9 protein-coding genes are annotated in these 12,597 nt (G+C 64.1%); 6 read left to right on the forward strand and 3 right to left on the reverse strand.

Going from position 1 to position 12,597, the window contains the following annotated elements; all coding sequences use genetic code 11:
* Positions 1–74 precede the first annotated feature (74 nt).
* The 3 genes from FBY03_RS15570 (at position 75) to FBY03_RS15580 (ending at position 3,440) form a co-directional block, all read left to right on the forward strand.
* Positions 75–623: a cupin domain-containing protein gene (locus FBY03_RS15570; RefSeq protein ID WP_147173280.1), complete on the forward strand. Its 549-nt coding sequence runs from the start codon at positions 75–77 to the stop codon at positions 621–623.
* Positions 624–757: 134 nt separating this feature from the next.
* Positions 758–1,180, forward strand: a complete 423-nt coding sequence (locus FBY03_RS15575; RefSeq protein ID WP_147173281.1) for a cytochrome c5 family protein — start codon at positions 758–760, stop codon at positions 1,178–1,180.
* Between the two features lie 124 nt (positions 1,181–1,304).
* Complete coding sequence (locus FBY03_RS15580) at positions 1,305–3,440, forward strand: acetyl-CoA hydrolase/transferase C-terminal domain-containing protein (protein WP_147173282.1); 2,136 nt, start codon at positions 1,305–1,307, stop codon at positions 3,438–3,440.
* On the opposite strand, the gene FBY03_RS15585 is transcribed toward FBY03_RS15580, so the two are convergent.
* Positions 3,424–3,996: a xanthine phosphoribosyltransferase gene (locus FBY03_RS15585; protein ID WP_147173283.1), complete on the reverse strand. Its 573-nt coding sequence runs from the start codon at positions 3,994–3,996 to the stop codon at positions 3,424–3,426. The two genes, FBY03_RS15580 and FBY03_RS15585, sit on opposite strands and share 17 nt — an antisense overlap.
* A gap of 307 nt (positions 3,997–4,303) precedes the next feature.
* Positions 4,304–6,313, reverse strand: coding sequence for a DNA helicase Rep (rep, locus tag FBY03_RS15590; RefSeq protein ID WP_147173284.1), 2,010 nt, complete (start codon positions 6,311–6,313; stop codon positions 4,304–4,306).
* Between the two features lie 176 nt (positions 6,314–6,489).
* Here rep and FBY03_RS15595 point away from each other — a divergent pair, with 176 nt between their 5' ends.
* Both FBY03_RS15595 and FBY03_RS15600 read left to right on the forward strand, forming a co-directional pair.
* The gene (locus FBY03_RS15595; protein WP_147173285.1) at positions 6,490–8,151 is read left to right on the forward strand and encodes a bifunctional diguanylate cyclase/phosphodiesterase; all 1,662 of its coding nucleotides are present in this window, start codon (positions 6,490–6,492) and stop codon (positions 8,149–8,151) included.
* Between the two features lie 293 nt (positions 8,152–8,444).
* Positions 8,445–10,118: a bifunctional diguanylate cyclase/phosphodiesterase gene (locus FBY03_RS15600; protein WP_147173286.1), complete on the forward strand. Its 1,674-nt coding sequence runs from the start codon at positions 8,445–8,447 to the stop codon at positions 10,116–10,118.
* A 30-nt stretch (positions 10,119–10,148) separates the two neighbouring features.
* Here the strand turns inward: FBY03_RS15600 and FBY03_RS15605 are convergent, their stop codons facing one another.
* Positions 10,149–11,528 (reverse strand): NorM family multidrug efflux MATE transporter, encoded by a 1,380-nt coding sequence (locus FBY03_RS15605; RefSeq protein WP_147173287.1) that lies wholly within the window; start codon positions 11,526–11,528, stop codon positions 10,149–10,151.
* Positions 11,529–11,667: 139 nt separating this feature from the next.
* Between FBY03_RS15605 and FBY03_RS15610 the strand changes: the two genes are divergently transcribed.
* Positions 11,668–12,588 carry a LysR substrate-binding domain-containing protein gene (locus FBY03_RS15610; protein ID WP_147173288.1) on the forward strand — a complete coding sequence of 307 codons (921 nt, stop codon included), beginning with the start codon at positions 11,668–11,670 and terminating at the stop codon, positions 12,586–12,588.
* Positions 12,589–12,597: the final 9 nt, after the last annotated feature.

Below are 12,597 nucleotides of genomic sequence, written 5' to 3' on the forward strand. Positions count from 1 at the left end.
AGGTGTTGTAAATACTGAACACTGTTGCGATGATGCGGACTCTTTTCCGTATCTTCCCGAGGGGGACTCCAGCATTGGACGTCGGTATTCGACTGCAATCCATTCGCAAGCTCAAAGGTCTGTCGCAGCGTGAACTCGCCAAGCGTGCAGGGGTGACCAACAGCACCATATCGATGATCGAGAAAAACAGCGTCAGCCCCTCGATCAGTTCGTTGAAAAAGGTGTTGGCGGGTATTCCCATGTCCCTGGTGGAGTTCTTCTCGCAGGAGTCAGAGCAGGACAATCACACCCAGGTGGTGTTCCGGGCATCCGAACTCACCGATATCCACAGTGGCGCGATCAGTATGAAGCTGGTGGGCAAGACCCATCCGAATCGCGCCCTCACCGTGCTCGACGAAACCTACCCGATCGGTTCCGATACCGGTGACGACATGTACACCCATGAGGGTGAAGAAAGCGGTGTGCTAGTGGAAGGGCGCCTTGAGCTGACCGTCGGCGAGGAGGTGTTCATTCTCGAGCCGGGCGACAGTTATTACTTCGAGAGCAGCAAGCCGCACCGCTTCCGCAATCCGTTCGACCAGCCGGCGCGGCTGATCAGCGCCACCACACCGGCGAATTTTTAAGCGCTGAGTAAGCCGTTCGGCGAATAACCCTGCGACATTCTGGGTTGTTTCGGCCCGACGGGCTTCTCGTTATACTGTCGCCCGCTCGCGAAACCGTGGCCGCGGGCGTGACTAGCCACGATGAGGGTGTACGCGTGAATCTAATTAAGAAGATGCTGGTAGCACCGGCTGCCGTGTTGGCTCTGTGGGCAGCGACTGCTCAGGCCACGACCAACGAGGCGATTGCCGAGCGCTTGAAGCCGGTTGGCGAAGTCTGTGTGATGGGCGAGGAGTGCAAGGGCGTCGGCGCGGTTGCCGCGGTCAGTGGTGGCGGTGCGCGCACTGGCGACGACATCATTGCCAAGCACTGCGGCGCTTGCCACAGCTCGGGCGTTCTGGGTGCGCCGAAGATCGGCGACACTGCAGCTTGGAAGGCCCGCGCGGAAAAAGAAGGCGGCCTCGACGGGTTGTTGGCCAAGGCCATTTCCGGCATCAATTCCATGCCGCCGAAAGGCACCTGCGCGGACTGCACGGATGACGAGCTGCATGCCGCGATCGAAAAGATGTCGGGTCTGTAAGCTGACCGCGCAGTGATAGAGCCGCCTTCGGGCGGCTTTTTGCTATGTGGGGCCGGCAGTGCAGCAAAACCGCGTGCCGCGCAGTCCAACCTGACATCGCAGGGATGTCGTCAGGAGTAGCCAGATGCCACAGCTGTGTTCCATCGAGCAAGCCATCGATCGTGTACTCGACGAGATCGAGGGGCCGATCCATCTGGGCCTGCCATTGGGCCTGGGCAAGCCGAACCGCTGGGTCAATGCCCTGTATGCGCGGCTCAAGCAGCTGCCGCAGCGGCAACTGACCATCTACACCGCCTTGTGCCTGGGCCGCCCGCGCGCCTCTCAGGACTTGCAGCGACGCTTTCTCGACCCCTTCGTCGAGCGCGTCTACGGCGATTATCTTGAGCTGGATTTCCTCGCCGACCTGCATCACGACAGCCTGCCGGCGAACGTGCGGGTCGAGCAGTTCTTCTTCCAGCCCGGCAGCCTGCTGGACAGCTTGTCGGCGCAGCAGGACTACACCAGCAGCAACTACAGCCAGGTTGCTCGCGACCTCAACGATAAAGGCCTGAACCTGCTGGCCCAGTTGGTGGCGTGCGATCCGCAGCGCCCGCAGCATTTCAGCCTGAGCTGCAACCCGGACATCACCCTCGATCTGCTGCCGCTGCTGGCGAAGCGCCGCGCGGCGGGCGAGCGCATTGTCTGCCTGGCGCAAGTGCACGAGGCGCTGCCTTACATGGTTGGCACGGCGGAAGTCGCGCGCGAGCGCTTCGATGTGCTGGTGCGGGACGTGGAGCGCAGCACGCTGTTTTCCACGCCGAACATGCCGGTCGCGCTGCAGGACCACTGCATTGGTCTGCACGCCAGTAGCCTGGTGCGCGACGGCGGTACCCTGCAGATCGGCATCGGTGCGATGGGTGATGCGCTGAGTGCGGCGCTGCTGGCCCGACACGACGACAATGCCGCCTACCGAGCCGGCCTGGCGGACCTGCAGGGTGAAACCTGGGCCGCGCTTATCGCCAAGCTGGGCGGCCTGGGGCCCTTTGCCAAGGGCCTGTACGGCTGCAGCGAAATGTTCGTCAACGGCTTGCTGGCGCTGGCCGAGGCCGGGATAGTACGGCGCCAGGTGTACCCCGACCTGCGCGTGCAGCAACTGGCCGCCGTCGATGCGTTGGACGCGCAAGGCCGGCTGCGCAGCGTGCAGGCATTGCTCGACGCCGGCCTGGCGGCCCGCGTGGACGCCGCAGCCCTGGCCTGGCTGCAGGGCAGCGGTCTGCTCGACGCGTCGTTGCAGATGCACGACGACCAGCTGCAGTTGCCCGATGGCCGCCAGCTGTCTGCCGACCTGACCGACCCGCACACTCAGACCGGTTTGCAGGCGTACTTGGGCCCGGCGCGCGGCGGCGTGATCCTGCATGGCGGCTTCTTCCTCGGTCCGGCGGACTTCTACCAGCGGCTGCGTGAGCTGGACCCGGAGCGGCTCGGGCGCTTCGCCATGACCGGGATTGGCTTCGTCAACCAGTTGTATGGCGATGAGTCGCTCAAGCGCCTGCAGCGCCGCGACGCGCGCTTCATCAATACGGCGTTCAACATGACCCTGCTCGGCGCCGCGGTGTCCGATCAGCTGGAGGATGGACGGGTGCTCAGCGGGGTCGGCGGGCAGTACGACTTCGTCGCCCAGGCCCATGCGCTGGACGGCGCGCGCTCGATCCTGCTGGTGCGCAGTTGGCGCGAGTCGGCCGGCCATCTCAGTTCGAACATCGTCTGGAGCTATGGCCATGTCACCATTCCTCGGCACCTGCGCGACATCGTGGTGAGCGAATACGGCATCGCCGACCTGCGTGGCAAGACCGATGCTCAGGTGATCGAGGCGCTGCTGGCGATCAGCGATTCACGCTTCCAGCCCGAGTTGATCGAACAGGCGCAGCAGGCGGGCAAGCTGGCCAAGGATTTTTGCCTCGATCCGCGCTTCGCCGACAATCGCCCGGAGCGCTTGCAGGCCATGCAGGCGCGTCATCCCGACCTGTTCATCGAGTACCCGCTGGGCAGCGACTTCAGCCGCGAGGAGCGCGACCTGCTACGCGCGCTGAACTGGCTGAAGGGCAAGTTCAAGCTCAGCGAGGCGCTGGAGCTGGGCAAGGCCGCCCTGGAGGCGCCACCGCCGGACGACTTCGCCCGGCACCTGGCGCGTATGGGCCTGGCGCAGCCGGACGGTTGGCGCGAAGAGCTGTATCAGCGCCTGCTGCTGGCAGGCCTGCATGCGACTATTCCAGAAAGCTGACCTGGCCACCGGCCAGCGAGCTGATGCGCGCCAGCGACTCGACCCGGTAACCCTGGTCGTCGAGCTGGGCACGGCCGGCCTGGAAGGATTTCTCGATCACCACGCCGATCCCGGCGATGCTCGCGCCGGCCTGCTGAATCAGGTCGATCAGCGCCTTGGCGGCGTGGCCGTTGGCCAGGAAGTCGTCGATCAGCAGCACATGATCGGCGGCGGTCAGGTGCTTGGCGGAGATGGCGATGGTGCTCTCGGTCTGCTTGGTGAAGGAGAACACCTTGGAGATATACAGGTCGTCCTTGAGCGTCAGCGACTGGTACTTGCGGGCGAAGATCACCGGCACCCCCAGTTCCAGCCCGGCCATCACCGCCGGGGCAATGCCCGAGGCCTCGATGGTGACGATCTTGCTGATGCCCTGACCGGCGAAACGCTGGGCGAATTCGTGGCCGATCTGCTGCATCAGCACGGGATCGATCTGGTGGTTGAGGAAGGCGTCGACCTTGAGCACCTGCTCGGAGAGCACGATGCCTTCTTCGCGAATCTTCTGTTTCAGCGCTTCCACACGGTGTCCCTCGTTATGAACGTAGCCCGGATGCAATCCGGTGAAGCCGTCCCGGATTGCATCCGGGCTACGGAGTAAGTTTATTTTATTTTGCCTGCCATCCCTGGCGGCCACCCTGACGGGTCGTCGCTGCGCGACGCTAAAAATAGCTCCAGGCTATTTTTTATGGTCTGCCGCCCCTGGCGACCACCCTTCGGGCCAACGCTGCGCGTTGTTAAAAATGATTCCCAATCATTTTTTATGGCCTGCCATCCCTGGCGGCCACCCTGACGGGCTGTCGCTGCGCGACGTTAAAAATAGCTCCAGGCTATTTTTTCAGCATGGCGCGCATGTTGGCCAGCGCCGAGTTGCCGGTGGCGGCCTTGACCTCGGGGGGCGCGTCGTCCTGGCCTTCCCAGACCAGGTCTTCGGGCGGCAATTCGTCGAGAAATCGGCTCGGCGAGCATTCGATGATTTCGCCGTATTGCTTGCGCTTGGCGGCGAAGGTCATGGTCAGGTTGCGCTTGGCGCGGGTGATGCCGACGTAGGCCAGGCGGCGCTCTTCCTCGACCGTGTCGGCTTCGATGCTGGAGCGGTGCGGGAGGATCTCTTCCTCCACGCCGAGGATGTACACCGAGGGGTATTCCAGGCCCTTGGAGGCGTGCAGGGTCATCATCTGCACGCCTTCGGCGCCGTCTTCTTCCTCCTGTTGGCGTTCCAGCATGTCGCGTAATACCAGCTTGCCGATGGCGTCCTCGATGGTCATGTCGCCGTCTTCGTCGCGCTCCAGGGTGTTCTTCAGCGCCTCGACCAGGAACCAGACGTTGCCCATGCGCGCATCGGCGACCTTGTCGTTGGAGGCGTTCTGTCGCAGCCAGTTCTCGTAATCGATGTCCATCACCATGCTACGAATCGCGGCGATCGGGTCGTTCTGTGCGCACTCCTGACGCACCCGGTCCATCCAGCGGGTAAAGCGCGCCAGGCGTTCGGTGAAGCGACTGTCGAGGTGCTCGCCGAGGCCGATTTCGCCGGCGGCGGCGTACATGCTGATCTTGCGCTCGGTGGCGTAGTTGCCGAGCTTTTCCAGGGTGGTCGAGCCGATCTCGCGGCGCGGCACGTTGATCACCCGCAGGAAGGCGTTGTCGTCGTCCGGATTGACCAGCAGGCGGAAGTAGCTCATCAGATCCTTCACCTCCTGACGGGCGAAGAAGCTGGTGCCGCCGCTCAGGCGATAGGGAATCTGGTGGTGCTGCAGCTTGAGCTCCATCAGCTTGGCCTGGTAGTTGCCGCGATAGAGAATCGCGTAGTCGCTGTAGGGCCGTTCGGTGCGCAGGTGCTCGGTGAGGATCTCCAGGGCCACCCGCTCGCATTCGGCGTCCTCGTTGCGGCAGCGGATCACGCGGATTTCGTCGCCCATGCCCATCTCGCTCCACAGCTGTTTCTCGAAGGCATGCGGGTTGTTGGCGATCAGTACGTTGGCGCACTTGAGGATGCGGCTGGTGGAGCGGTAGTTCTGCTCCAGCATCACCACCTTCAGCGAGGGGTAGTCCTCCTTCAGCAGCATCAGGTTTTCCGGGCGGGCGCCACGCCAGGCGTAGATCGACTGGTCGTCGTCGCCGACCACGGTGAACTGGTTGCGCATGCCCACCAGCAGCTTGACCAGCAGGTACTGGCTGGCGTTGGTGTCCTGGTATTCGTCGACCAGCAGGTAGCGGATGCGGTTCTGCCATTTTTCCAGGATGTCCGGGTGTTCCTGGAACAGCTTCACCGGCATCAGGATCAGGTCGTCGAAATCCACCGCGTTGTAGGCCTTGAGGGTGCGCTGGTAGTGCAGGTAGACGATGGCGGCGGTCTGTTCCTTGGGGTTGCGCGACTCGCTCAGGGCCTGGTCGGGCAGGATCAGCTCGTTCTTCCAGCTGCCGATGTAGTTCTTCACTTCATCGATGCCGTCGTCGCCGGCATATTCCTTCTGCATGATGTCGCTGAGCAGCGCCTTGATATCGCCCTCGTCGAAGATCGAGAAGCCCGGCTTGTAGCCCAGCGCCGCATATTCCTTGCGGATGATGTTCATGCCCAGGTTGTGGAAGGTCGACACCGTCAGGCCGCGCGCCTCGGCGCCCTTGAGCAGGCTGCCGACCCGTTCCTTCATCTCGCGCGCGGCCTTGTTGGTGAAGGTCATGGCGACGATGTGACGGGCCTGGATGCCGCAGTTTTGCACCAGGTGGGCGATCTTGCGCGTGATCACGCTGGTCTTGCCGGAGCCTGCGCCGGCGAGCACCAAAAGAGGGCCGCCGACGTAGTTCACGGCTTCCTGCTGCCGGGGATTGAGTCGGGACATGCTGAAATCAACTGGGGAAAAAGGCCGGAGATTCTATCAGGGTTGCACCCCGGAGCAGGACGAGCCTGCGATGATCGGCAGATAAGCGGCGCTATACAAAAAAATTCTCGTCATGTATTAGATAAGTGCGTCTATAACTTAAAGTAATTTATTAGAAGACGAGCTGTGGAGGTCGTGTGTTCCGCCAAGCCGATGTCTCGCGACTGCTTATTCTGGCAACCGACCCCGACTGGGTGAGGGTGCTGGATAAGCTGTTGGCCGAGCAGCCGGAACCGGTTTGGTTATGTGTCGCCAGCAGCTGGAACGATGCCCCGCGAATGTTTCGCGAGGAGTTGCCCGATCTGCTGTTTGCCACCCCCGAGTGCCTGCCCGCCGCCGGTCAGTGCCCGTTGTCGCCGATCCTGCTGCTCGACACGGCGCCGGCCCGGTTACCGGCCGATATCGACGACTGGCTGGCGCGCGACAGCCTGAACGCCGAGGTGCTGCAGCGTTGCATGCATTACCGGCAGCAACTCTTGGCCCTTCAGTACCTGGCGACCCAGGATTCGCTGACCGGCATCGTCAATCGCCAGGGCTTCCAGGCGCAGTTGCAGCAGCGTCTGCAGGTGAAGCGTGGCCGCGGCCTGCTGCTGGGCTATCTGGACCTGGATAACTTCAAGCATGCCAATGACAGCCTCGGGCATCGGGCCGGCGACGAGCTGATCCAGCAGGTGGTCGAGCGACTGCAACAGGTGCTCGAACCGCAGGATCTGCTGGGCCGCATCGGCAGTGACGAATTCGCCCTGTTGCTGGATGTCAGCGCTGCGCCGACGCGGATCGAGGTCCTGCAACAGGCCCTGCTGGATGCGCTGGCCGAGCCCTACTGGATTCAGGGTGAGAGTCTGTCGCTGGGTTGCAGCCTGGGCCTGGCCTACAGCCGTGCCGGCGAGGACGCCGATGCACTGCTGTGGCACGCCCACGTCGCCATGCAGCAGGCCAAGAGCCGCCAAGGCTGCACCTGTCATCTCTATGATCAGCGCATCTCCAGCGAGGTACGGAGTCTGGTCGACCTGGAAGGCGAGTTGCGCCGCGCCTTGCGCCGTGACGAGCTGGAGCTGCATTACCAGCCGCGTCTGGACTTGGCCAGTGGTGAGGTCGTCGGCCTCGAAGGGCTAGTGCGCTGGCGTCACCCGCACCGGGGCCTGCTCTATCCCCTGGACTTCATCCCCTTGGCCGAGCAGTGCGGGCTGATCGTGCCCCTCGGTTACTGGGTCATCGCCCGAGCCCTGGAGGACGCGCGCTGGCTGAGCGAGCGCGGCCTGACCCTGCATATGGCGATCAACCTGTCCTTCAGCCAGTTTCAGGACAGCCAGTTGCTGCCCACCGTGCAGCGACTGATTGCCGGTTCCGGGGTCGACGCCCGCTGGCTGGAGTTCGAGCTCACCGAAACCGCGGTGATGCAGCGCAGTGAATATGTGCTGGACACCATGCAGGTGCTCGGCGAACTGGGCGTGCGCTTCGCCCTGGATGACTTTGGCACCGGCTTCTCTTCCTTCGTGCATATCGCCAGTCTGCCGATCGCCTTGCTCAAGCTGGACAAGAGCTTCGTTTCCGGCATGCACGTGCGGCCGGATCAAAGTCGACTGGTCAACGCCATGATCAACCTGGCGCGCAACCTGGGCCTGGAAGTGGTGGCCGAGGGCGTGGAGACGCAGGCCGAGCTGGAGATGCTCGAGCGGTTCGGCTGCGACCAGGTGCAGGGTTATTTGATCAGCAAGGCCTTGCCACTGCGCGAGCTGGAGCGTTTTCTAGCCCTGCGGCAGAGCCACCCAGCTGTCCTGGCCACGGCGTTGAATTAGCTCTAAATCGGCACTTACAGGTCGTTTTCGGGTGTTCTGTCGAGGAAATATCCTCCCCCGCATGATGTCGCTCACAGGATGCGCCGAACGCGCTGGTCAGCAGGCTCGGCACTTGCTTAATTGGGCGACGATTTAGGCTCAGCTCGCGATGTTCGGCGAATGACGCTTGCAGTCGTTAGCCAGAGCCCTCGCGCGGAGACGCGCACGCAGACGCAAGAGGTACCCGCGGGTGCTCGCTGCCGTCTCGCGGACAAGGGGCCGGCCTGTATTGACCATGACCACGGGGAGGTCGCTTGTCCGCGCCGCTAAAACCTTTGCGCCTGTTGCTGCTGGCCGACGATCCGGTTTGGCTAAAACTGTTGCAACAGCACCTGGCGAGCCTGGACGGCGGCCTGTCGCTGATCACCGCACCTTCCTGGGCGGTCGCCAGCAGCCTGTTCGATAGCCCGAACAATGCCGTGCTGCTGAGCACCCCGCAGCACCTGCCTGTGCACGGCAGCTGTGCCTTGCCGACGATCCTGCTGCTGGAGCAGGAGCCCGTCGAGCCGCCGCCCGGGGTCAGCGACTGGCTGGTACGCGATCAGCTGTCCGCCGATCTGCTGCGCCGTTGCCTGCGCTATGCACGGGAGCAAGGTCGGCTGAAAGAGACCCTGCAGCGCCTGGCCGAACAGGACGTGCTGACCGGCATCGCCAACCGTCAGGGCTTCCAGACCCTGTTGGCCGCGCGCCTGGCCGAATGCAGTGGGCAGGGACTGACCCTCGGCCATCTCGATCTGGACAACTTTCGCCTGGCCAACGATGCCCTCGGTTACCAGGCCGGCGATCGCTTGATTCTGCAGGTGGTGGCTCGGCTCAAGGGGGTATTGCAAGAGGGCGACCTGCTCGCCCGTCTGGGCAGCGATGAGTTCGCTCTGCTGCTGGACACCCGACACGCGCCACGGCGCGTCGAGCAACTGGCCGAACGCATCGGCGAGGTGCTCAGCGAACCCTATTGGATCGATGGCGAAAGCCTGTTGCTCGGCAGCAGCCTGGGCCTGGCCCAGGCCAGGGAAGATGCGGGGGTCGATCCGCTGATGTGGCACGCGCATATCGCCATGCAGCAAGCCAAGAGCCAGCAGGGCTGCAGCTTCCATGTCTACGACGAGCGACTCAATCGTAGCGAACGCAGCCAAGCCGAGCTGGAGGGCGAGCTACGTCGGGCGCTACGCCGCGACGAGCTGGAATTGCACTATCAACCCAGGCTGTGCCTGCACAGTGGGCGCATCGTTGGGCTGGAGGCGCTGGTGCGCTGGCGCCATGGCGAGCGTGGGCTGCTGGCGCCGAATGCGTTCGTGCCGCTGGCCGAGGAAAGCGGGCTGATCGTGCCGCTCGGCTACTGGGTCATGTCCCGTGCCCTGCGCGACATGCAGTGGTTATCCGGGCGCGGCGTGCCGGCGTTGCACATGGCGATCAACCTGTCGTTTCGCCAGTTTCAGGACAGCCAGCTGGTGCCGACGCTCAGCCGTCTGATCGATGAGCGTGGCGTCGATGCCCGGTGGCTGGAGTTCGAGCTGACCGAAACGGCGGTGATGCGCCGTAGCGATCAGGTACGCCAGACCATGCTGGCGCTCGGTCGCCTCGGTGTGCGCTTCTCCCTGGACGATTTCGGCACCGGTTTCTCCTCCTTCGTGCACCTGAACAACCTGCCAATCAGCCTGCTGAAGATCGACAAGAGCTTCGTCGGCGGCATGGGCGAGCGCCCGGAGGACTGCCAGTTGGTGCGGGCGATGATCAACCTGGCGCACAACCTCGATCTGCATGTGGTCGCAGAGGGCGTGGAAAGCGCCGAGCAGCTGGCCTTGTTGCGCCAGTTCGGCTGCGACCAGGTGCAGGGCTATCTGATCAGCAAGGCGCTGCCGTTGCATGAATTGGCAGGTTTTCTGCTGTCGAGCCTGCGTCAGCCACAGCAGGGCCTGCCCAACCCGTAGGCTGGGGCAGGCGCATACGCTCAGCTCAGCTTAGGTAAGGCAGGCTTGCTGCTGCGGCGGGTGCAGCAGGCGTGCGCTCTTCCATTCGAAGCACAGGGTCAGGCCGATGGCCGCGCAAGCCAGGCCGCCGGCCAGGCCCCACCAGACGCCGATGGCTCCCCAGCCCAGCGGGAAGGCCAGCAGCCAGGCCAGCGGCGCGCCGATCGTCCAGTAGCAGGCGAGGCCGACGTAGAAGGTGGTCTTGGCGTCCTTCAGGCCGCGAATCGCGCCCATGGCGATGGTCTGGATGCCGTCGAACAGCTCGAACCAGGCGGCAATCGCCAGCAGGCTGACGGCCAGGGCGACTATATCGCGATAGGCCGGGTCGAAACGCTCGAGAAACAGTCCGACCACCCACTCCGGCAGCAGCCAGAACAGCGTGGCGAAGCCGAGCATGCAGGCGGCGCCCATGCCGATGCCCAGGCGTCCGGCGCGGCGCGCTTCGAGCAGGCGGCCGGCGCCGTAGTGCTGGCCGATACGGAAGGTCACCGCGTAGGACATGCCTACCGGCACCATAAAGGCCACGTACACCGACTGGATGGCGATCTGGTGCGCGGCCAGTTGGGTGCTGCCGAGCGCGCCCATGCTCAGCGCGGCGAAGGCGAACAGGCCGGCTTCCACTGCATAGGTGCCGCCAATCGGCAGGCCCAGGCGCAGCAACTCCTTCAGCTCGGCCCAGGCCGGGTGCAGCAGGCCGCGCTGCAGCGGGTAGGCGGCGTAACTCGGGTGGCGCATCACATGCCAGGCCAGCAGCAGGGCCATGGCGTTCATCACCAGGGCGGTGACCAGGCCGATGCCGGCCAGGCCTAGCGGCGGCAGGCCGAACCAGCCTTTGATCAGCGCATAGTTGAGAACGAAATTGGCCAGCGCCCCGCCGATGCTGATGGCCATCACCGGGCCGGGCCGGCCGATCGCGCTGGTGAAACCGCGCAGGGCCATGAAGCTCATGTAGCCGGGCAGGGCAAACAGCAGGCTGGAGAGAAACGGCATGGCGCGCTCGACGTTCGCCGGGCTCTGGCCAAGGTGCTTCAATGCCGGCTCCAGATTCCACAGGATCAGGCCGGCGAACAATGCCAGGCCCCAGCCCAGCCATAGGCCGTTCTGGGTCAGGCGGGTAACCCCGGCGCTATCGCTGGCGCCGTGACGAATCGCCACCAGATTGCCGACCGCGGCGATCACTCCGACGCAGAAGATCGACACGAAGGAATAGCTCGCCGCGCCCAAGCCGCCGCCGGCCAGCGCCTCGGGGCCGAGCAGGCCCATCATCACGGTGTCGGTGAAGACCATGAGCACGTGCGCCAGTTGGGCGGCGATCAGCGGGCCGGCCAGGCGCAGGATGGCGTTGAATTCGTCGCGAAGGGTAGAGGTCATGATGAGTCTGACTCAGTTACGCAGCATGCTCGATGTTTTTCAACGAGCGGAAAGTAGCGCTATTCTTGGCGGTTCGTAGCATCCGCACAAAGGGAAAAAAACGATGCCAGACGTGATTAATACTCATGGATAAACCTCAATGAATCGCCAGTTGCCAGCGCTCTATGCCCTGCGCGCCTTCGAAGCCGCGGCCCGGCACTGCTCGTTCACCCGCGCGGCGGACGAGTTGTCGATCACCCAGAGCGCGGTGAGCCGGCATGTGCGCACCCTGGAGGAACATTTCGCCTGCCGCCTGTTCGAGCGGCGCGGGCGTAGCCTGCAGCTGACCGAGTCTGCGCGCATGCTGCTGCCCGGCTTGCGCGATGGCTTCGATGCCTTGGCGCGCGCCTGCGGCAGCTTGCAGGCCGAGGATGCGACGCTGCGGCTGAAGGCGCCTTCGACCCTGACCATGCGTTGGCTATTGGCGCGGCTGTCGCGCTTTCGCCTGCAATACAGCGACATCGAGGTGCAACTGACCAGTGCCTGGATGGACGTGGACAAGGTGGATTTTCTACATGAGCCGTTCGACTGCGCGGTGTTGCTTGGCAGCGGCGATTTTCCCGAGGACTGGGACAGTGCCGAACTGTTCGGCGAATGGCTGATTCCGGTCTGCGCGCCCGAGGCGACCGCCGCAGGGCCTTGGGATTTACTGCGGCTGCAGGGCGCCGAACTGCTGCATCCGACTCCGGATAGGCGTGACTGGCGGCAGTGGCTGCAGGCCATGAACCTGCTTGAGCAGGTGCCGATCAAGGGCGGTCAGGTGTTCGACACCCTGGAGCTGGGCATGATCGCCGCCGCGCGCGGCTACGGCGTGTCGATCGGCGATCTGGTGATGGTCGCCGAGGATGTCGAACAGGGTCGCCTCGGCCTGCCCTGGCCGACTGCCGTGCCCAGCGGCAGCAGCTATTACCTGGTCTGGCCCAAGGCGCGCCGTGGCCAGGAGCGCTTTCAACGGCTGCGCGATTTCCTGCTGGCGGAAGTGGCGGCGATGCGTTTGCCAGCGGTTGCGCGCATCGCTTGAGCGCGGTGG

Source organism: Pseudomonas sp. SJZ079 (genome assembly GCF_007993865.1).
Classification (GTDB): Bacteria; Pseudomonadota; Gammaproteobacteria; order Pseudomonadales; family Pseudomonadaceae; genus Aquipseudomonas.